The sequence below is a fragment of the Sulfitobacter sp. CW3 genome (genome assembly GCF_019392245.1).
In the GTDB taxonomy this organism is placed as follows: domain Bacteria; phylum Pseudomonadota; class Alphaproteobacteria; order Rhodobacterales; family Rhodobacteraceae; genus Sulfitobacter.
Genome location: NZ_JAHXRL010000001.1, coordinates 40413 through 61576 on the forward strand (window position 1 = coordinate 40413; position 21164 = coordinate 61576).

The 21164-nt window shown below is 57.6% G+C and carries 15 protein-coding genes; 10 read left to right on the forward strand and 5 right to left on the reverse strand.

What is annotated here, in order from left to right; translation table 11 throughout:
• Positions 1-135: 135 nt before the first annotated feature.
• The 3 genes from KZZ06_RS00170 to KZZ06_RS00180 all read right to left on the reverse strand — a co-directional run bounded on the left by KZZ06_RS00170 (position 136) and on the right by KZZ06_RS00180 (position 4083).
• Positions 136-1419: a serine hydrolase gene (locus KZZ06_RS00170; protein WP_219578017.1), complete on the reverse strand. Its 1284-nt coding sequence runs from the start codon at positions 1417-1419 to the stop codon at positions 136-138.
• A gap of 197 nt (positions 1420-1616) precedes the next feature.
• Positions 1617-2750, reverse strand: a complete 1134-nt coding sequence (locus KZZ06_RS00175; RefSeq protein WP_219578018.1) for a patatin-like phospholipase family protein — start codon at positions 2748-2750, stop codon at positions 1617-1619.
• Between the two features lie 184 nt (positions 2751-2934).
• A complete protein-coding gene (locus KZZ06_RS00180; protein ID WP_219578019.1) occupies positions 2935-4083 on the reverse strand; it encodes a PLP-dependent aspartate aminotransferase family protein in 1149 nt (382 codons plus the stop codon).
• A 258-nt stretch (positions 4084-4341) separates the two neighbouring features.
• Between KZZ06_RS00180 and purB the strand changes: the two genes are divergently transcribed.
• The 5 genes from purB (at position 4342) to KZZ06_RS00205 (ending at position 8637) form a co-directional block, all read left to right on the forward strand.
• Positions 4342-5646, forward strand: coding sequence for an adenylosuccinate lyase (gene purB, locus KZZ06_RS00185; protein ID WP_219578020.1), 1305 nt, complete (start codon positions 4342-4344; stop codon positions 5644-5646).
• Between the two features lie 102 nt (positions 5647-5748).
• On the forward strand, positions 5749-5904 hold the full coding sequence (locus tag KZZ06_RS00190; RefSeq protein ID WP_219578021.1) for a hypothetical protein: 156 nt from the start codon (positions 5749-5751) through the stop codon (positions 5902-5904).
• 84 nt (positions 5905-5988) lie between these two features.
• Positions 5989-6510 (forward strand): hypothetical protein, encoded by a 522-nt coding sequence (locus KZZ06_RS00195; protein WP_219578022.1) that lies wholly within the window; start codon positions 5989-5991, stop codon positions 6508-6510.
• Between the two features lie 121 nt (positions 6511-6631).
• A complete protein-coding gene (locus tag KZZ06_RS00200; RefSeq protein WP_219578612.1) occupies positions 6632-7666 on the forward strand; it encodes a flagellar motor switch protein FliG in 1035 nt (344 codons plus the stop codon).
• A 68-nt stretch (positions 7667-7734) separates the two neighbouring features.
• Complete coding sequence (locus KZZ06_RS00205) at positions 7735-8637, forward strand: lysophospholipid acyltransferase family protein (RefSeq protein ID WP_219578023.1); 903 nt, start codon at positions 7735-7737, stop codon at positions 8635-8637.
• A gap of 1 nt (position 8638) precedes the next feature.
• Here the strand turns inward: KZZ06_RS00205 and KZZ06_RS00210 are convergent, their stop codons facing one another.
• Positions 8639-9337, reverse strand: coding sequence for a thioredoxin family protein (locus tag KZZ06_RS00210; protein WP_219578024.1), 699 nt, complete (start codon positions 9335-9337; stop codon positions 8639-8641).
• Positions 9338-9568: 231 nt separating this feature from the next.
• Between KZZ06_RS00210 and acnA the strand changes: the two genes are divergently transcribed.
• The 3 genes from acnA (at position 9569) to KZZ06_RS00225 (ending at position 18596) form a co-directional block, all read left to right on the forward strand.
• Positions 9569-12343 (forward strand): aconitate hydratase AcnA, encoded by a 2775-nt coding sequence (gene acnA, locus KZZ06_RS00215; RefSeq protein ID WP_219578025.1) that lies wholly within the window; start codon positions 9569-9571, stop codon positions 12341-12343.
• Positions 12344-12624: 281 nt separating this feature from the next.
• Positions 12625-14445, forward strand: a complete 1821-nt coding sequence (locus tag KZZ06_RS00220) for an autotransporter assembly complex family protein (RefSeq protein WP_219578026.1) — start codon at positions 12625-12627, stop codon at positions 14443-14445.
• Positions 14442-18596: a translocation/assembly module TamB domain-containing protein gene (locus tag KZZ06_RS00225; RefSeq protein ID WP_219578027.1), complete on the forward strand. Its 4155-nt coding sequence runs from the start codon at positions 14442-14444 to the stop codon at positions 18594-18596. The genes KZZ06_RS00220 and KZZ06_RS00225 overlap by 4 nt, the downstream gene beginning before the upstream one ends.
• Here KZZ06_RS00225 and KZZ06_RS00230 read toward each other — a convergent pair.
• Complete coding sequence (locus tag KZZ06_RS00230; protein WP_219578028.1) at positions 18593-19117, reverse strand: flavin reductase family protein; 525 nt, start codon at positions 19115-19117, stop codon at positions 18593-18595. The genes KZZ06_RS00225 and KZZ06_RS00230 overlap by 4 nt on opposite strands.
• Positions 19118-19277: 160 nt before the next feature.
• On the opposite strand from KZZ06_RS00230, the gene KZZ06_RS00235 reads away from it, so the two are divergent.
• The gene (locus tag KZZ06_RS00235; protein ID WP_219578029.1) at positions 19278-20735 is read left to right on the forward strand and encodes a PAS domain S-box protein; all 1458 of its coding nucleotides are present in this window, start codon (positions 19278-19280) and stop codon (positions 20733-20735) included.
• Positions 20728-21138 carry a response regulator gene (locus tag KZZ06_RS00240; protein WP_219578030.1) on the forward strand — a complete coding sequence of 137 codons (411 nt, stop codon included), beginning with the start codon at positions 20728-20730 and terminating at the stop codon, positions 21136-21138. The genes KZZ06_RS00235 and KZZ06_RS00240 overlap by 8 nt, the downstream gene beginning before the upstream one ends.
• Positions 21139-21164: the final 26 nt, after the last annotated feature.

Genomic DNA, 21164 nt, shown 5'->3' on the forward strand with positions numbered 1-21164 from the left:
ATGATGTTTGAATGTGAATGTTTCATGACGGTTTGGGGGCGATTGATCTGCACCATAGACGCAACGCATCCGGCATTGCGGCACAGTGGGGGAATGCCCCGATCATCGCGGACCGGGGCATTTGCGTTGTTTGGTTCAATCGTCGGCGCGACTGTCTGCGATCGTCGGATAAAGCAAGTTGCGGAAAATCAACCGGAGCGGTCCGCGGTTGGCAGGGGACTGGATCATCAAAAGCGCGATCATGTCTTCCTTTGGGTCGGTATAATAGCCCGTGCCTGCCGCGCCGCCCCAGTTGAATTCACCCGCTGTGCCAAAGGACGGTGCATTGCCATCCTCAAGACGTACCGCATAGCCAAGGCCGAACCCATATCCCGCACCGGGCAGATAGTATTTGCCCGGTTTGATCCCTTTCAAATGGTCCGAGGTCATTAGCTGCACCGTTTTCGGCGATAAAAGCCGCGTGCCGTTAAGCTCGCCTCCGTTCAGCATCATCTGCGCGAACTTGGCATAGTCCTGCGCGGTGGACATCAGCCCGCCGCCGCCCGATTGGTTGGGTTTGCGCACACGCGGATCGAACAGGGGGCTCCCGCCCAGCATCCCCTGATCGGCAAAGGGCTCTGCGATGCGGTCAAAGTCAGCCGCGTCATCCACATAGAACGCTGTATCGGTCATGCCCAACGGATCGAAAATCCGGTCTGTCATAAAGGCCTCAAGGGTTTGACCTGAAACCACTTCGACCACCGCGCCCAAAACATCCGTGGCGCGGGAATATTCCCAAACGGTGCCGGGATCATGTTCCAAGGGCAGGCTGGCCAGCAGGTTCGCCTGCTCGATGCCGGTGTTTTCCGGGCTGGCAACTTCGGCGGCTTTATATGCCTCGCGGGCGGGGCCGGCCCCGAAAAAACCATAGGTCAGGCCCGATGTGTGGCGCATCAAATCCTGTACCGTCATCGCTCCCTTGGCGGGGCGCGTCACCGCGTTGCCGTCGGCGTCTTTTTCGCCGGTCACCACGGTCATGTTTTTAAACGCGGGCAGATAGGTCGCCACCGGCGCGTTCAGGATCAACCGACCTTCCTCGACCAGCATCATCGCGGCGACCGATGTGATGGGTTTGGTCATCGAATAGATACGAAAAATACTGTCTTCGGTCATCGGTTCACCATCGGGGGTGCGTTTGCCCATAGCCGATAAATGTGCGACCTGACCGTCACGGATCACCATAATCACGGCACCGGGCGTCATGCCTTTGTTGATCAATGCCCCGAATGTCGCGTCCATCCGTGCCAGCCGCGCGGGGTCAAACCCCAGTTCCTTGGCGTCGCCGCGTGGCAAATCCTGGGCCCAAGACCCCGTGACACTGGCCAATGCCGCAGCAATCGCAATTGCCCCGACCGACAGGCTTGATTTCAATCGTTTCATAATAACTCCTCCCAGATGTTATTGCCCGTTATGCGGGCATCATCAGGTTAGGAGGGGGGATTTAAGGCTGGCAACAGCCGCAACGCCGATTAAAGCGCTACGATCTCCAATTGACGCACCGTAACTTTACCTAAGGGCAGTTGTGTCGGCGCTGGGGTAGGGCATCTGGTTTTATTCAGGAATTGCCCTGCGCGGGATCACCCGGGCGACCAAAGCGTACCACTTTTCCCGCGCCCAAGCCCGTATTCAAAGAGCTCTGTCATGTAAGGCAGCGAAAACCGGTCGGAAGGGTCAAAGACGAGCCCGGATTTCGGATCAATTGATGTGACGTACAAATCCAACCCGTTGGCGCGGGCAAACAGGCTGGTAGCGTTCATCAATGACAGGGCGCTGGCCCGTGCAAATGTCGTTAGCGCCTGCTGCGAGATCGCCAGAGGATTGCGCGCAACAGCGACGGGGACGGGATCAAGTGTGTTGTTAATCAGCAGATAGATCTCTCCATCGGGGAATTCACGATGGCGCGCGGTAAAGGCAAATGCGGGAATGGCAAGGAACTGCATGTGAACGCCGCCATCCACATGGGTTTCGCTATAGGTCACACCATTTGCCGTGAATTTCAGATCGACCGGCGAAAACAACCCCGGCAGCGCCGCCGAGGCCCGCATGATCGCGCGAAACAGATCATATTCGCGCGCATGTGCGATTTCGCCCATATCCCAAACCGACGCGCGCGCGGTCTCCAGCTCCGAGGTGACAATGAACAGCCGCGCGCCCGCTGCGTGCCGCGCCGCAATGCGATCGATGAATTCGGACGGGGTGGACCGTGTGATCAACTGGTCAAGTTTCGTCGTGTCAAAAAGCGCCTGACGGAAAAGCCCGTTAAAAGGGCTGAACTTTACGATGTCCTCGGTGCCGAAATCTGTAAATATGCGTTGCAGATTATCGTCGACCGCACTGCCAATAAACGCAAAGGGCGCGATAAGGGCACCAATCGAAATACCGGTTACGATATCAAATTCGGGCCGCGTCCCAGTGGCCGACCAACCGACCAGCGCACCGGCTCCGAATGCCCCTTCCTCGCCGCCGCTGGACAGCGCCAAAACGCGCAGCTTGCGTCCTGTCGTGGGGGCTGCCAGATGGCCGCGCCATTTTTGCTGGCTGGCATCCGCGAACAATCGAAACCGCGCCAATGGATCGTGGTCAACGGGGGGCCGCTTGGTCGGGCTATGTTGCGCTGTGCCGGCGCAGGCCCCCAAGGCCGCTGTTGCGCCGAACCCCGCCAAAAGTCGCCGCCGCCCCAGAAAACTGGGCATTTCGCTCGTCGTGTTCATTGTTGGCCCTATGGTTCTGTCTGCGCAAAGCTGCCTGCAAAAGCGGTGACCTCTGCCTGCGCGGCCACTTTAAAGGCAGCGGGCGGAAATTTGCAATCAATGGTCCGGTGATGCACGCGGCGAGGGTATTGGCGATTGACCAAATACCCCCGCGCTCTCACCGGGTTGCACCTAACTACGCGTCCTAGACGGCCAAGGCCTGAATAAGATCCGCCTTCAAATCCTCCACATCCTCGATCCCGACCGAGACACGCAGTAGGCCTTCGGGAATGCCTGTATGCGGCTCGATCGTGTGGCGATGCTCGACCAGGCTTTCTACCCCACCAAGCGAAGTCGCACGGTGAAACAGCGCCAGCTTTCCGGCGACGGCCAACGCGGCGTCGGCCCCGCCTTTTACGATGAACGACAGCAGCGGCCCAAAACCACCGTTCATCTGGCGTGTGGCGATGTCATGCCCGGGGTGGGCGGGCAGGCCGGGATACAGCACGGCTTCGACCTGATCATGTTGGTCCAGAAATTCCGCCAGCGCTTGGGCGTTGCGCGACATTTCACGCATGCGCAAGGGCAGGGTCCGCATACCGCGCACCAACAACCAGGCCTCGAACGGCCCGATGACCGCGCCAGCATCGTGACGGTCGGCTTTGATGTCGGTCCAGATTTGCGCCTCTGTGTCGTTGGTCGCCAGCACGCCCGCCAAAACATCCGAATGGCCGTTAATGCCCTTGGTGGCAGAATGCATCACAATGTCGGCCCCCGCGGCCAGCGGCTTTTGCAGCACAGGCGTGGCGGCGGTACTGTCGACCATCAGCAGCCCGCCAACGGCATGAACAGCCTTGGCTGCGGCTTCTAGATCGGTGATGCGCAGCCATGGATTCGACGGTGTCTCGATCAACACCAGCGACGGCTTATGTACGGCACAGGCGGCTTCAAACGCGGCTGCATCCGATGCCTCAACCTCGTGCAGTTCAATCCCGCGCCGCGTGCAGAAATCGCGCAGCCACTTGGTAGTGCCCCAATAAATCTGGGATTGGACCAAAACGCAGCCACCATTTGGCACCGTGCGAAACGCCGCCGCAATCGCCGCCATGCCAGATGGAAACAGCAACGTCTCCGCCGCCCCCTCAAGCTGCGCCAAAACAGTCTCGGCAACGCGCACGATGTCACTTTGATCGCGCAGGTAGATATTATCGGGGCGCAACGGCTGATACTGCGCGTCGCGTAAATAAGTGGTGGCCATTTGCAACGGGGGCACAACGCCGCCGCTTTGTGGATCAACGGCACCGGCAGCCTGTGCAGCAATGGTGGCTTGGTTCAATCGAGACGTATCAGACATGGCGCGCGCCGCTCCTCAAAGATGACCTGTTTTCAATCCCCTACACCTAAACCGGACCCTTGCGAAACTGCCAGCCCGTAAATGAAGGAACGCGGCGTTCCCTTTCATTTTGCCCAATAAACTCCCGCCGGAGGCATCCCGCCCTCGCGCCACACGCAGCACCTGCTACCCTCAAACCCCTGTTGAGCCTTGTTCTTTAGCCCTTTGCGGTCTATGCCGCGCCCGAACCCTCACGCCCCTAGATAAAGGTATCACCACATGATTCCCCGTTATTCCCGCCCCGAGATGGTCGCAATCTGGTCCCCCGAAACCAAGTTCCGCATCTGGTTCGAGATCGAGGCACATGCCTGTGATGCGATGGCCAAGCTGGGCGTGATCCCTCAGGCGAATGCCGATGCGGTCTGGAAAGCCAAAGATGTTGAATTCGACGTGGCCCGTATCGACGAAATCGAAGCGGTCACCAAGCATGACGTCATCGCGTTCCTGACCCACCTGGCCGAACATGTTGGCAGCGACGAGGCACGTTTTGTGCATCAGGGCATGACATCCTCGGATGTGCTCGACACTTGTTTTAACGTTCAGCTGACCCGGGCTGCCGACATCCTGATCGCGGATATGGGGCTGCTGTTGGCCGCGCTCAAGCGTCGCGCGATTGAACATAAAGACACGTTGCGTGTGGGTCGTAGCCACGGCATCCACGCTGAACCGACCACAATGGGTCTGACCTTTGCGCGTTTCTATGCCGAGATGGACCGCAACCTGACTCGCCTGAAAACCGCCCGTGAAGAAATCGCCACCGGTGCGATTTCGGGCGCTGTCGGTACATTCGCCAACATCGATCCCCGCGTAGAAGAGCACGTCTGCGAACAGCTGGGCCTGACACCCGAGCCGATCAGCACCCAAGTGATCCCGCGCGACCGTCATGCGGCGTTCTTTGCCGCCCTTGGTGTTGTTGCCAGCTCCATCGAAAACGTCGCCACCGAAGTCCGCCACATGCAGCGCACTGAAGTCCTTGAGGGTGCTGAATTCTTCTCGGCGGGTCAAAAGGGCTCCTCGGCGATGCCGCATAAAAAGAACCCTGTGTTGACCGAAAACCTAACCGGTCTGGCGCGCACTATCCGTATGGCTGTGATCCCTGCGATGGAAAACGTCACCCTGTGGCACGAGCGTGATATCTCGCACTCCTCGGTCGAGCGTGCGATCGGTCCTGACACGACTATTACCCTTGATTTCGCGCTTCACCGTTTGACCGGTGTGATCGACAAGATGTTGATCTATCCTGACAACATGTTGGCCAACATGAATAAATTCAGTGGTTTGGTGATGTCTCAGCGGGTTTTGCTGGCATTGACACAGGCAGGCGTCAGCCGCGAAGACAGCTATAAGCTGGTGCAGCGCAATGCGATGAAGGTCTGGGAAGAGGGCAAGGATTTCAAAACCGAATTGCTTGCCGACCCCGAAGTTCTAAAGGCGCTGAGCGTCGAGGAAATCGAAGAGAAGTTCGACCTTGGCTACCACACCAAACACGTCGACACGATCTTTGCCCGCGTCTTTAAAGATTGAAACTTTAGCCGGTTAATGGACCGGCTACCGTGATCTGCGATATTCCTTTGAGAATGCACAAAGTCGTTGTACGATTTTGATGCATCTCAAAGGAGTAGTATGATGAAACTTAGAATTGCACTTTCTGCATTGGCCCTTGCGGCAATTCCTGCGGTTGGTTTTGCCGAGTGCGGGTCGCAACAACATGCGATGTCTTGCGCCGAAGGCAGCGTTTATGACGCGCAAACGGCGACCTGCGTGATCGCCGCGACGTCCTGAATAACACGCAAACTTGACCCTGCGCCGCTTTACTTGGTCTGCGCGGGTCTTAACATCAGACGCTAATCTGATCCGGAGAGTGTTATGCGTGTCCTTTTGATATCGGCCCTTGCAGTGGTTTTCCCTGCCAGTCTTTTTGCCAACGGCCCCGAACCGGTGGCACCCAAGCCCACGGTCACCTGTGAACAGGGTATGGTTTACGACAAGAAGACCAAGAAATGCGTTCCGGCGCAGGACAGCCGTTTAACTCCGGAGGATTTATTTCAAACTGTGCGCGAACTGGCCTATGCGGGGGATTATGTCGGCGCGCAGATGATCTTGGCCGCTATGCCGCAAGATGACGATCGCACCCTGACCTATATGGGGTTTACCAACCGCAAGATGGGCAATGCTGACGCTGGCATGTCATTCTACACCCGCGCGTTAGTGGTTAATCCCGCCAATATACTTGCGCGATCCTACATGGGGCAGGGCATGGTCGAGCAGGGAAACATCGCGGACGCATTGGCCCAGTTGCGTGCGATCCGGTCGTATGGTGGCACCGGAACATGGGCGGAAACGTCCTTGCGCACGGCCATCGCAACTGGACAGACTTTTAACTATTGAGCTGAGATTTCTTTGCTCTTTGTTTATCTCTGAATGCCACAACGCTGACAGGCATAGTGACAGTCAGAGATGAAATTTTATGAATGAACTCGCAACGTTAGGGCAAATTCAACCTGTTCAGATGGCTGCATCTGGGATGATGGTTGCGCCCGGGCTTACCCGGCGCGCAAAAGCTGCGATTGTGGTTCGGTTGCTGCTGAACGAAGGGGCCGATATCCCGCTTGAGGAATTGCCCGAGGAACTTCAGGCCAGTCTGACCCAACAAATGGGGGCAATGCGGACGGTTGATCGCCACACGCTTGCCGCGGTTGTCGACGAATTCGCGCAAGAGCTGGATAGCATCGGGCTTTCTTTTCCGGGTGGGATCGCGGGTGCGATCTCGGCGCTTGATGGTAAAATCAGCAAGCAAACCGCCGAACGCCTGCGCAAAGAGGCAGGCGTGCTTGAGATGGGCGACCCTTGGGATCGTTTGCGCGGGTTAGAGGCTGATAGGCTTTTGCCGATGATCGAAAACGAAAGCATCGAAGTCGCGGCCGTCGTCTTGTCCAAGTTAAAGGTTGGATTGGCGGCTGAATTGCTGGGTTTACTGCCCGGACCCAAAGCGCGCCAGATCACCTATGCTGTTTCCCTTACCAGTACGGTGACCCCAGCTGCCGTCGAACGCATTGGTCTTTCGCTGGCCAGCCAGCTTGATTTCGTGCCGGTGATGGCATTTGAGACCGGGGCGGTGGAAAGGGTAGGTGCGATCCTGAACTCGTCAACGACGCTGACGCGCGATGACATGTTGAGCGGATTGCAAGAAACGGACGAGGGGTTTGCGACCGCTGTGCGCAAGGCGATCTTTACCTTCGCGAATATTCCCGGCCGTATCATGCCCCGCGACATTCCCGCTATTCTGCGCCGCGCCGAACAGCCGCAGCTTGTGATCGCTCTTGCCGGAGCAGAGGCCGCCGGTATGCAAAACGTGTTTGACTTTATCCTTGAGAATATGTCGGGCCGGATGGCGGACCAGCTGCGCGAGGACGTTACCGATGCCGGCACTGTAAAACCTGCAGACGCAGAGGAGGCGATGGCGGGTTTTGTATTAGTCATCCGCGAGATGGAGGCGGAGGGCGAGCTGCAACTGGTCGTAGAAGAGGAGGAGGAAGGCACCTGATCAAGCTTGTTGCTTGCGCCCGCCCGCTGTAAACAGCCCCACGCGATGCAGTCATCTGGCAGAGGTATATGGCCGATCCCAAGCTTCCCCCCAAAGATCCATTGGTGCGCCGCGCAGGTCATTATCTGACCAATGCGCTCATTGTCGGGATTATCAAGTTTGCCTTGCTGATCCCCTTTCGCGCGCGCCTTGGGTTTGTGGGGTGGGTTGTACAATACATCATCGGTCCCGCCGCCGGGTACCGCCGCCGTGCAGTGCAGAACGTGGCGATGATCTGGCCGGAACTCCCTGAAGAACGCCGGAACGAAATTGTTGCAGGCTGCCTGAACAACGTTGGCCGGACCTTTATCGAAAATTACTCTACCGACGATTTTCCCGCGCGCATGGCGCTAAACACCCCCCAGGGGCCTGGTTTTGATGCCTTGGAAAGTGCTGCCAAAAAAGGGCAGGCGGTTATTCTGGTCACGGGACATTTCGGCAATTACGAGGCGACCCGCGCTTGTCTGGTCGCACGGGGCTATGACATTGGCGGTTTGTACCGCGATATGAAAAACCCCTATTTCAACGCGCATTATGTAAAAACAATGGAAGCATTCGGCGGGCCGGTCTTTCCTCAGGGGCGGCGCGGCACGGCCGGTTTCGTGCGCCATCTCAAGGATGGTGGCCAGCTGGTTTTGCTGTTCGATCAACATGTCTTTGGCGCGCCAAAGCTGGATTTCCTTGGCAAGCCCGCAAACACGGCGCTGTCGGCGGCGGAACTTGCCCTGCGGTATGACGCGCTTTTGATCCCGTTTTATGGAATCAGGCAGGCAGATGGCGTATCTTTTGATGCGGTTCTTGAGGCACCTATCCCGCATTCGGATGCAACAACCATGACACAGGCGCTAAACGACAGTCTGGCGGCGCGGGTAAAGGCGCATCCGGAACAATGGTTTTGGGTGCACCGGCGTTGGCGGCCGAACGAAGACTAGATTATTTTACGCGGGCGGCTGCGACGATAGGTCCTGCGCCGCTTTGCTGGATTATCACAACCGCAGGCAGGTCCCCCTTGATCGGGGCCGTGAGGGCCAGTGGTTCTTGGGCCGACCAGTCGCCCAGCACCGACCAATTTTGCACGATATTATGGTATGAAAAGGCATGGCCTGCATTTTCGCCGCGTTTGATATTGGCCTTTCGCGACGGGACGTATTGCAACAAATTCACGGTGAACGGCCCCTTGGCCCCCGGCAACCTCTTGGCGTTGATCTGCAAGATATCGCCGCTGCGCGTTAGCGTCAGATCAACGAGTGCCGGATCATTTTTATGGTCGGTGATCGCCTGGGCTACGGCCATCGGTTTCGCGCCGACGATATCCGTTATGCCATTGATAATCATTTCGGGCGTATAAATCGATTTCCTGCCACCAGCCACTGCATAGGCCCGCTGGCGCGTGGCATGATCTGGGTCGCCAAATTGGTCCTTCCAGCCGATGTAGTCCCAGTAATCAACATGAAGCGCTAGCGCGATCACATCGTTACGCTGGGCAAGCTCGGCTAATATTTCATCTGCTGGCGGGCAGGAGGAACAGCCTTGCGAGGTAAACAGCTCGACCACCACGGGGCGGTCTTGGGCCTGCAAAGGGGCCGTGCAAGCTACGCCCAAAACGAGGAGGGAGGAAAACAGGAATTTCATCGATCAGGCCACTTTCACAAGGTGGTTTTTTGTAGACCGGGCTTGGATTAATTACCACTCAAGCTTTGTTGAAGCGCTGTAACGTCTGGATTTCTCCAATTTGCGTCAATATCGGTACACAATGGTATACAAAAGCGAATTACCTGATGGATAACTGTTGAAACGCGCCGCGCAATACTGCATTTAGACGCCAAGCCACCAATCTTTATCAACCCACCGAAGGGAGCTTCCATGACCATTATTGTTGGGCAGGACACCGCCAAGACACGCAAGACGCTGACGTCAGGCGACCAATCTATCGCCTATTATTCGATTCCTGCCGCGCAGGAAGCCGGGCTTGGTGATTTCTCGAAATTGCCTGCCGCGCTGAAAGTGGTGTTGGAAAACATGTTGCGTTTCGAGGATGGCAAAACTGTCACCGTCGACGACATCAAAGCATTCGCTGAATGGGGTGCCAAGGGCGGCCAGAATCCGCGCGAGATCGCCTATCGTCCGGCCCGCGTTTTGATGCAGGATTTCACTGGTGTTCCGGCGGTTGTTGACTTGGCCGCGATGCGTGACGGTCTGGTTGCATTGGGCGGCGACGCTAACAAGATTAACCCGCTGAACCCAGTTGATCTGGTCATCGACCACTCGGTTATGATTGACGAATTCGGCAACCCGCGCGCGTTCCAGATGAACGTTGACCGTGAATACGAGCGTAACATCGAACGTTACACGTTCCTCAAGTGGGGCCAAAAGGCGTTTAACAACTTCCGCGTTGTGCCCCCCGGCACCGGCATCTGTCACCAGGTGAACCTTGAATACCTGGCGCAAACCGTTTGGACTGACAAAGACCAAAACGGCGTCGAAGTTGCTTATCCTGATACGCTTGTCGGTACGGACAGCCACACCACCATGGTTAACGGCATGGCCGTTCTGGGTTGGGGCGTTGGCGGGATCGAGGCCGAGGCCGCGATGCTGGGTCAGCCGATTTCCATGCTGATCCCCGAAGTTGTGGGTTTCGAGCTGACAGGCCGCATGATGGAAGGCACGACCGGTACCGACCTTGTGTTGAAAGTCGTCGAAATGCTGCGCGCAAAAGGCGTTGTTTCCAAATTCGTCGAATTCTACGGCGAAGGTCTGGATCACCTGCCACTGGCAGACCGCGCGACCATCGCCAACATGGCACCTGAATATGGCGCGACCTGTGGTTTCTTCCCGATTGACGGCGAAACCCTGCGTTACTTGCGCACCACGGGCCGCGAAGAAGACCGCATTGCGCTGGTCGAAGCCTATGCCAAGGAAAACGGCATGTGGCGCGACGCGGATTACGCGCCGATCTACACCGACACGCTGACGCTTGATATGGGCACAATCGTACCTGCGATTTCCGGCCCCAAGCGCCCGCAGGATTACATCGCGCTGACCTCTGCGCACACTGCATTTGCTGACTATGTCAAAGGTGTCCGCGAGGGCAAAGATGCGTCACACGCAGCCGAAGTACGTTGGGAAGGCGAGGGCGGTCAGCCAGAGCCACAGGATATTCCCGGCGACGAAGGCAACCACAAGCGCGGCTATGTGATGACCGACGATGGTCATTACCAGTTGCATGACGGGTCCATCGTGATCGCGTCGATCACATCTTGCACCAACACATCGAACCCCTATGTGATGATCGGTGCAGGTCTGGTTGCACGCAAAGCGCGCGCGCTTGGTTTGACGCGCAAGCCTTGGGTCAAGACGTCGCTGGCCCCCGGTTCGCAAGTTGTTTCTGCCTATCTTGAGGCCGCAAACCTGCAAGAAGATCTGGACGCCATCGGCTTTAACCTTGTTGGTTACGGTTGCACGACCTGTATCGGTAACTCTGGCCCGCTAGAGCCTGCGATCAGCAAGGCAATCAACGACTACGACCTGATCGGTACCTCGGTCCTGTCTGGTAACCGCAACTTTGAAGGCCGGATTTCGCCTGATGTGCGCGCCAACTATCTGGCGTCACCGCCACTGGTTGTGGCCTATGCACTGGTGGGTGACATGAACGTCGATCTGGCGCATGCACCTTTGGGTCAGGATCAGGAAGGCAATGATGTTTATCTGCGCGACATCTGGCCAACCACACAGGAAGTAGCTGAATTGGTTGAAAAGACCGTGACGCGCGAAGCCTTCCAAGAAAAATACGCCGACGTATTCAAGGGCGACGAAAAGTGGCAGGCCGTCGAGACAACAGACGCCAAGACCTACAACTGGCCACCCGCGTCGACCTATGTGCAAAACCCGCCATATTTCCAGAATATGTCGGCAGAGCCGGGCGTGATCACCAACATCGAAGGGGCTAAAGTACTGGCCGTTTTGGGTGACATGATCACAACCGACCACATCAGCCCTGCGGGTTCCTTCAAGGAAAACACGCCTGCCGGTCAGTACCTGATAGAGCATCAGGTACCCGTGCGCGAATTCAACTCTTACGGTTCGCGTCGTGGTAACCACGAAGTCATGATGCGCGGCACATTCGCCAACATCCGCATCAAGAACGAGATGCTGGACGGCGTCGAGGGCGGCTATACCAAAGGCCCCGATGGCGAACAGACGTCGATCTTTGATGCCGCGATGGCCTATCAGGATGCTGGCACACCGCTGGTTATCTTTGGTGGTGAACAATACGGTGCGGGGTCTTCGCGTGACTGGGCCGCCAAAGGCACAGCGCTGCTGGGCGTCAAGGCTGTCATCGCCGAGAGCTTTGAGCGTATTCACCGCTCCAACCTTGTTGGCATGGGCGTTATCCCGTTCGAGTTCACCAATGGTGACACGCGCAAAAGCTTGGGCCTGACCGGCGACGAAACCGTGTCGATCTCGGGTCTGGATACGATCAAGCCGCTGCAAGAAGTGCCGTGCACGATCACAATGGCTGACGGTTCGGTCAAAGAGATCATGATCAAGTGCCGCATCGATACAGCGATCGAGATTGAATACATCGAGCACGGTGGCGTTTTGCACTATGTTCTGCGTGATTTGGCTAAATCTGCCTGATCCAACCAAACTAACGTAAAGAACGCCCGCCAAGCATCGTCTTGGCGGGCGTTTTGCATTCTACAGCAGTCGAAACCGGCGCTTGCCCTGCGGGATTCTGCCCATCGGCGAAGATATATCCGAATGCCCGTTCACAAATGTGATTTAGCCCAGCAGAGTGTTTGCTGCTACGGGATCATTTCCGCTATGAAGCAAGTATTATTGAGCGAGATGGTGACGCGCCGATGAACCGGGCTAGGTGTTACTGATCAGGTTTCGGTCTTCGCAAATGAGGAGGGCGCATGGCGCGTTCGACAACAGACAGTTTTTTCCGGGGCCTGCGGGCTGCCAGCACAGCCGCGGCAATTGTCTGGGGCAGTTCGGTCGGGCACGCTGCGTCGCTGGACGTCACCGGCATCGAAGCAGGGTCTGACCTTTACGATGCGGTGCTGGGCGGATCATTGCTGCGTGAACAAACGGCAGAAGACGCAACCCCATCGACCCAGGAACTGTTGGCCGCAGCGCAAGCCGACTATGCGAGGTTGCTGGCCGTATTATACGATCAGGGCTATTTCGCCCCTGTGATCAAGATCACCGTTGACGGCGTCGACGTGTCGTCCATCGCGCCGGTATCCCCGCCGAAACAGATCAACACGGCTGTGATCAACATCCAACCGGGCAAAAAGTTCAGCTTTGCCAAGGCCGAAATCACACCCGTTGCCCCGGGCACCGAACTGCCCGAAGGGTTCGCCATGGGCCAGCCCGCCCGCCTTGGCATCCTGAAAGATACGGTGGCAAAAGCGATCACAGGCTGGCGCGACCAAGGCCATGCAAAAGCGGCTTTGACAGAACAACAGCTAACGGCGCGGGTACCTGACAGCACGATCAGCGCCGCGTTGCGATTGGACCCCGGCCCACGCCTGCGCTTTGGCGAACTTACGGTGAAGGGCGAAAGCGCCGTGCGTCGTAACCGCATCAACAAGATCGCCGGGCTGCCCACGGGCCAGGTCTATTCCCAAGAACAGCTTGATCTGGCTGCCACTCGTCTGCGCCGCACCGGTGCGTTTAGTTCGGTCGCAATGATTGAGGCGGATCAAATCACAGCGCCTGATATTTTGCCGATCACCGCCCAAATCGCCGATGCTCCACAACGGCGTTTCGGCTTCGGGGCCGAGCTTTCCTCGCTTGAGGGGCTGAGCGTCAGTAGCTATTGGATGCACCGCAACCTGTTGGGCGGCGCAGAAAACCTGCGTGTCGAAGGCGAAATATCTGGCATCGGCGGCAGTTCCGGCGGCACGGATTACCGGTTATCGACACGGTTTGAGCGCCCCGCGACCTTTAACGCGGATACGAATTTCTATGCATTCGCGGAAATCGAACAACTGGACGAGGAATTCTACTTTTCGCGCCAGTTTGATATCGAAGCAGGGATCGAACGGATCGCCAGCGCCGAGCGGACTTATACCTCGGGTGTGGGTCTGCGCACTGCAGAAACCCGCGATGCGTTCGGCACCCAAAACTATACGCTTTTGACCCTGCCGCTGACCGCCGAACATGATTACCGTGACAACCGGCTGGATGCCAAAGATGGTTTTTACGCCAAGGCCAGCGTAACCCCCTTTCTGGCGATATCCGGGTCGGCCAACGGTGTGCGCAGCTATGTCGATCTGCGCGGCTATAAAACCTTTGGCACCACACGCCCCGTGACATTCGCCCTGCGTGGGCAGCTTGGGTCGGTCTACGGACCAACGCTGTCGCAGTCACCGGCGGATTACCTGTTCTACTCGGGCGGGGGCGGCAGCGTTCGCGGGCAACCTTATCAAACGCTTGGCGTTGATCTGGGGGGCGGCGAAACCGTTGGCGGGCGCAGTTTCGCGGGCCTGTCAGCCGAGGCACGCGTGGCCGTGCGCGATAAAATCGGCCTCGTCGCCTTTATCGATGCGGGCTATATCGGGTCTGAACAATTCTTTGACGGCTCTGGCCGGTGGCATTCGGGGGCGGGCCTTGGTCTGCGCTATGCCACAGGCATCGGGCCGATCCGCGTCGATTTCGCCGTGCCCACCTCCGGGCCGGAAACCGACGAAAACTTTCAGGTTTATATTGGCATTGGACAATCGTTTTGATCCACTTTCTGCGCAGCTTAGTCGTCACATGTATGATGCTTTTGTCCTCGGGGGCTGTTGCCCAAGAGGACGACAAAGGCTTTTTGACCCGTACCATCCAGAACGCGCTTAGCGGGGCGGGTCGCACGGTCAGCATTGATGGTTTTGCAGGCGCGCTTAGCTCGCGCGCGTCATTCGATCAAATGACAATCTCGGACGATCAAGGGGTGTGGCTGACGCTGGAGGGTGTCGAGCTGGATTGGAACAGGTCTGCGTTGCTGCGCGGGCGTCTTGAGGTGCAGGCCTTGACCGCCAAACGTCTGTCGGTGCCGCGTTTGCCCGCCGCCCAAGACGACGCGCTGCCCGACCCCGAGGCCACGCCGTTCAGCTTTCCAACGCTTCCCGATCTGCCAGTCGCCGTTGACGTGGCGAATTTCGAGGTCGAGGAAATTTTGCTTGGTGCGCCTATTTTGGGTGAAGCCGCGCAGTTGAAACTGACGGCGACGGCAAAACTGAACGATGATGTGGCGACCGTTGATATCGACGCCGCGCGCACCGACGGCAAACAAGGCGCGTTCAAGATTTCGGCAAACCTGAACCGCAGTGACAAGCTGCTGGATCTGCTGGTTAACCTGTCGGAAGAGCAAAAGGGCATTCTGTCGCGGGCGCTGAACATTCCCGATGAGCCGTCCGTTGCACTGACTGTCGCAGGTCAGGGGCCGCTGTCGGATTTCAACGCCGATATCAATCTGTCCACCGATGGGGCAGAGCGTCTGGCGGGCCGGGTTAACGTGGCCGAACAAGGTGCCGCTGACGACCCCGATCGCCGCATTCAGGCCGATCTGCGTGGGGATGTCACGGCGTTGATCCTTTCGCAGTACCGTACGTTTTTCGGCACGGATGTGGGGCTAAGCCTTGATGCCTTGATACAGGCAGATGGCGGCGTTGATGTCAGCGATTTTACCCTGAACGCCCATGCGGCACAGCTGCGGGGCAAGGTCACCTTGAACAGTGATAAATGGCCTAGCGTGATTGATATCACCGGGACTGTGGCATCGACCGAAGATGAACGTGTGTTGCTACCTGTCGCAGGGGCCAGCACCTATGTCCGGCGTATGGATATCGACGTTAAGTATAATGCCGATGACAGCGATGCGATTACGGCGGCCATTGACGTGGATGGTTTGGCAACAGACGCGCTGGCCATCGATCTCAGCCGGTTGGATCTGACCGGAACGCTAGCGGAAAAATCCGGTTCAGTGGGCGCGTTTAACGGCGATCTGGCCTTTACCACCGAGGGGCTGACCCTGACCAACGCTGCGATCTCAGAAGCATTGGGCCAAGCATTAAGTGGCCGCGCCAACATTGGCTATACAACAGGTCAGCCGGTGCAGATCAGCGGGCTTGACCTGTCGGGTGCCGATTACGGGCTGTCGGGGGACGCCACGATATATGGCACCGCCGAGAAGTTTTTGACGCAGCTTAAGATGCGGCTAGAAGCCGATGACATCACGCGTTTTTCCGCCCTGTCCGGGCGCGATCTGGGCGGCGCGGCCCATGTCGATCTGACCGGTCAGATAAAGCCGCTGGATGGTATGTTTGATATAAACATCAATGGCCTGACGCGCGATCTGAAGGTTGGAATTGCGCAGGCCGATGCAGTGCTTGCCGGTGACACGACCCTGAACGTAGCGGCCTTGCGCGATGAGACGGGCACATTCGTGCGGGATTTGTCGCTTGAGAACGCGGCACTGACGGCCACGGGCGGTGCAGAGCTGCGCAGCAATAATTCGCAGGCGCGCTTTACGGCAAAGCTCACCGACATTGCGTTGATTGCGCCGCAATATTCCGGCCCCGTAACGCTGACCGCCACCGCGGATCAGGACACCCGTGGCTGGACTGTAGATGCCAGCGGCGACGGTCCCTACAATACGACATTGACGGCCAAGGGGTTGGCGACAGGGCCAAATGCGACACTTAACTTTGCCGCCGAAGTGCCTGAGATAAAAGACTTCGTGCCGGATGCGCCGGTTGCGGGCCGGGTCGCCCTAGATGGTGTATTGCGCCAGACACCTGCGGGTTGGCAGGTCGATGCCAATGCCGCCGCACCGCAGGATGTATCGGCCACGGTCAAGGGGTTGCTGACACCGCTTGATATAGATTTCGAGGCAAACATCCCGCGCGTAGAGGCATTTGCGCCGCAGGTCACAGGGCCACTGACCGCGACAGGCAATCTGAAGCAATCGGATGATGGTTTTGCCATCGATGCACAGGCGTCCGGCCCCTATGCCGCGCAGGTCGCTGTACAGGGCGCGTTGACGCCATCGATCGACATATCATTTGACGCGACACTGCCCGAGGTGAACCGCGTCGTGCCACAGGTCAACGGCCCGTTGACAGCCACGGGAAGGCTGCGCCAAACCGAAAAAGGGTTCTTTATCGATACCTCTGCCACTGGCCCTTACGGGGCGCGGGCCTTGGTTGAGGGGCTGGCAACGGGCCCTGATATGTCGCTGACCTTTGATGTGTCGCTGCCCGATGTGCAGCCTGTGGTGCCGGGTGTATCTGGCCCGCTGGCGGCCACGGGATCGATCCGGCAAACACCCGAAGGTATTGCCGTTGATACCAATGCAACCGGGCCATATGCGGCACGGGCATCGGTGCAAGGTGTGGTAACGGGTTCTGCCCCCGCGCTTAGCTATGATGTCACGATCCCCAACTTGGCCGCTGTGGTGCCGCAGTTGAACGGGCCGCTGAATGTCACCGGCACCGCCCGACAAGAGGCCGCAGGCTGGCGGTTGAACACCAACGCCGATGGCCCTGCCGGAACGCAGGCCAAAATCGCCGGACTGGTGGGAACTGATGGCACCTTGAGCCTTGATATCAACGGGAATGCCCCGTTGGGCCTGTCCGCACCCTTTACCGCGCCCCGCATTTTGCAAGGGCAGGCGGCGTTTGATCTTAGCGTGAACGGCCCACCGCAACTGGGGTCGGTGACGGGCACGATCCGTACCTCGAACGCGTCGCTGTCTGCACCCAATCTGCGGATCGCGTTGCAAAACATCGCTGCCAATATCGACATCGGCAACAACCGGGCACAGCTTGACCTGTCGGCTGACAGCGTCGATGGCGGTCAGATCAAGGTTGGCGGATCGGTGATCTTGACGGGGGCCATGACGGCAGACTTGCAGATTGCGTTGAACAATCTGGTGCTGATTGATCCGTCGCTTTATCGCACGTCGCTGAACGGAGCGTTGCGTTTTGCGGGCCCCGTGACCGGCGGCGCGCGCATAGAAGGCCAGATCGACGTTGGAGAAACCAGCGTGACGGTCCCCTCGACGGGGCTGACCAGCATTGGTGATATCCCGCAGATCGACTTTATCGGCGCATCTGCTGACGTGATCGCAACCAGACATAAGGCGGGTCTTAACGGTGGTGACGCGGGCACCGATGTGACCGAAACCGGCAGTGGGCCGGGCTATGACATGAACGTTCGGATCAACGCGCCGAACCGGATTTTCGTACGCGGACGTGGCTTGGACGCTGAACTGGGCGGAAGCCTTTTGCTGACCGGTACCACCAACCGCATGATTTCGGCGGGCCGGTTTGATCTGATCCGTGGGCGGCTGGATATCTTGGGCAAGCGGTTTGATCTGACCGAGGGCGCGGTGCAGTTTCAGGGCGATCTGGTGCCTTATTTGCGCTTTGCCACCGCGACAAGCACTGAAGCCGGCGAGGTGCGGATCATCATTGAAGGGCCCGCAACATCGCCCGAGGTATCGTTTGAATCCACCCCGGCATCCCCTCAAGACGAGGTATTGGCGCAGCTGTTGTTCGGGCGCAATATATCCGAGATTTCCGCGTTTCAGGCGCTGCAACTGGCCAATGCTGTCGCGACCCTAGCCGGTCGTGGCGGGGCGGGCGTGATTTCAAACTTGCGGGCCGGTTTTGGTCTGGATGATCTGGACGTGACGACCACCGACGACGGCGCAACGGCTGTGCGCGCGGGCAAGTATATCTCGGACAATGTCTATACTGATGTGACAGCCGCATCGGATGGCACCGCGGATATTTCGATCAACCTCGACATCAGCAAAAGCCTGACGGCCAAAGGCACGGTCGGGTCAGATGGTAATACCGGTATCGGGATATTCTTTGAGAAAGACTATTAAACCAAGCGTTTGTCGGCGCTGAACGTGCCAAATCTGCTTTGTTCGAACAGCAGGGCGGGCGCGTTCAGGTCGACATTATAGGCCCCATGCGTGACCTGCCCCAAGATCACCGAATGATCCCCTGCGGGATGTACCGCAAATGTATCGCAGTGAAATGTGGTCAGACATCCGTCTAGTGTTGGCGCGCCATTTGGTCCTGCTGACCAGTTAAACAGGTCAAATCCGTCGCCATTTGCTGCGAAATGATCTGCCAAGGGTTGCTGGTCTGCGCCCAATACATGGACCGCGAAATGCGGTGCCGCAGCAAACGCGTCATGGCGTTTCGACGATTTTCCGGGCGACCACAGCACCAACGGGGGATCCAGCGACACCGACGAAAATGAATTTGCGGTCATCCCCAGCGGGCCATGCGGGGTTTGCACCGTCACGACCGTCACACCTGTCGCAAACCGTCCAAATGCGCGGCGCAGGTCAGCCGTATCGTTCGTGGCGGGGTCAAAATGGTGCAAGCGATCAGTCATCACGCAGCGGTGCCATGGGTGGGCGCGATTGTCCAGACGGCAAAGCACCAAAGTCGGGGCGGTTTGGGGGCAGCTGCCGCCAACGAAATATTAACTGCTAGGGCTTAGCTGAATGGCGAAAGATCGGTAGAACGGCGATCTTGCGCATGAAGGGAATTATGTGTCGATTATAGAAAAGTATCGTCTGGCGTTTGATATTTCCCCTGTGCCCATGCTTTTGGTTGCCAGTGATGGCAGATTACTGTTGGCAAATGACGATTTTTTGGAGCTTTTCGAATATACGATCGATGAAATTCAGGATTTGAGCGTAGAGGCGTTGGTGCCTGAATCTATCCGTGCCCACCATCCCGAACTGCGAAATGCATATGGCCGCGCATCGACTAAACGCAGCATGGGCGCGGGGCGCGATCTGTACGGGGTGACCAAATCCAAAAAGGTGATCCCGCTGGAACTGGGGCTTGAACCGGTCACTGACGGGGTCGAAACCATGGCGCTGGTTGCTGCAATCGACATCCGGCACCGCAAAATCCACGAAGAACGCATGCACCGCGCAATGGATGCTGCCGCCTGTGCCATGGTGATGGTTGACGGGCGTGGCACGATCGTTTTCGTCAACAAAGCCGCGTCGATGCTGTTCGGGTACGAAGAAAACGATCTGTTGGGCCACGCCGTCGAAATGCTGATCCCAGAAGAATTCCGGCGCGCCCATCCGGTTTATATCGAAAGCTTTATGAAAAACAGTACGGAGCGGTTTATGGGGCTGGGCCGGGATCTATTCGCGCGGCGCAGTGACGGTACCCGCTTCCCCGTTGAAATCTCGCTGACCCCCGTCGAAGCGCCTACTGGCACCTTGGTCATGAGCACCATCGTGGATTTGTCAGAACGTGTCGCCGCAGCCGAGGAAGTTGCCGAGAAAAGCGCGGAACTGGCGGCCTTGAACGTCGAGCTGTCCCATTTCGCGTATAGTGCGAGCCACGATCTCAAGGCACCATTGTCATCTATCACAGGGCTTTTGACGCTGTGTATTGAGGATCTGGACGACGGCTGCATTGATGACGTGCGCGAGAACCTTTGCAAGGTCATTGAAATCAGCCGCCGCAGCGCCAGCAAGGTCGAAGGCGTGTTGCAAATTGCGCGCGCAGGGCGGGATGGGATGCCAGCCACCGAGATATCTCTTGGCACCACGATCCAGGAAATTTGGGTCGATCTGACAGGCGGCAACAGCACGGCAGAACTTACGCTTGATTTTAGCGACCAAGCGCCCCTCGTGACTGAATTGCCAACGCTAAAGGTGATCGTCGAAAACATGCTGTCCAATGCGCTGCGCTATGTCGATGCGGCAAAACCGAAACATGTGATTTGTGTGAAAAGTGAACCGCATGATTGCGGTATCAAGATTTCTATTTCGGACAACGGTATTGGCATTTCTGAGCAGAGTTTGCCCAAGGTGTTTCACATGTTCAAAAGGCTGGATGAGCGCAGCGGTGATGGGTTGGGCCTGTCCTTGGTTCAAAAACAGGTCGAGCGGCTGGGCGGAACGATAAGTATTTCGAGCATCGAAGGGGAGGGCACGACGATTTCCTTTACCCTTCCAATAATGGAGACAGCGTGTGACTGAAATTCCTGTTGCCATTGTCGATGATAACGTAACGGACCGCTACATCGTCCGCAGGCGTCTGGCCAAGGCCGGCGGTTTTGGCAAGATATTTGAAGCCGATAACGGGGATGATTTCTTACGGCAACTTAAGAATGGCGACTTCCAAAGCGCGACTACAGACAAGCCTCTGCTGATCTTGATGGACGTCAATATGCCGCGCAAGACCGGTTTTGAGACGATTGCAGAGCTTGAGAGCTTGATCGAGGCCGGTACCCAGCAACCGAGCATGGTTGTGATGATGCTGACGTCCTCTAGCAACCCGCGTGACATGGAACAGGCCGAGCAGTTGGCGTCGATCAACGGCTATGTTTTTAAGCCCATAGATGATGAAGGGGTCCATAAAATTCACGCACTTTATCGGTGACTACTGTGCGCATCAACGACAGGGCT

Bases quoted from the DNA above. Each gene is read 5' to 3' on its own strand.
- KZZ06_RS00195 (WP_219578022.1), top strand. From the start codon at position 5,989: ATGCGTGTCCTTTTGATATCGGCCCTTGCAGTGGTTTTCCCTGCCAGT.
- KZZ06_RS00170 (WP_219578017.1), bottom strand. From the start codon at position 1,419: ATGAAACGATTGAAATCAAGCCTGTCGGTCGGGGCAATTGCGATTGCT.
- KZZ06_RS00205 (WP_219578023.1), top strand. From the start codon at position 7,735: ATGGCCGATCCCAAGCTTCCCCCCAAAGATCCATTGGTGCGCCGCGCA.
- KZZ06_RS00210 (WP_219578024.1), bottom strand. From the start codon at position 9,337: ATGAAATTCCTGTTTTCCTCCCTCCTCGTTTTGGGCGTAGCTTGCACG.
- KZZ06_RS00190 (WP_219578021.1), top strand. From the start codon at position 5,749: ATGAAACTTAGAATTGCACTTTCTGCATTGGCCCTTGCGGCAATTCCT.
- KZZ06_RS00180 (WP_219578019.1), bottom strand. From the start codon at position 4,083: ATGTCTGATACGTCTCGATTGAACCAAGCCACCATTGCTGCACAGGCT.
- purB (WP_219578020.1), top strand. From the start codon at position 4,342: ATGATTCCCCGTTATTCCCGCCCCGAGATGGTCGCAATCTGGTCCCCC.
- acnA (WP_219578025.1), top strand. From the start codon at position 9,569: ATGACCATTATTGTTGGGCAGGACACCGCCAAGACACGCAAGACGCTG.
- KZZ06_RS00200 (WP_219578612.1), top strand. From the start codon at position 6,632: ATGGCTGCATCTGGGATGATGGTTGCGCCCGGGCTTACCCGGCGCGCA.
- KZZ06_RS00230 (WP_219578028.1), bottom strand. From the start codon at position 19,117: ATGACTGATCGCTTGCACCATTTTGACCCCGCCACGAACGATACGGCT.
- KZZ06_RS00175 (WP_219578018.1), bottom strand. From the start codon at position 2,750: ATGAACACGACGAGCGAAATGCCCAGTTTTCTGGGGCGGCGGCGACTT.
- KZZ06_RS00220 (WP_219578026.1), top strand. From the start codon at position 12,625: ATGGCGCGTTCGACAACAGACAGTTTTTTCCGGGGCCTGCGGGCTGCC.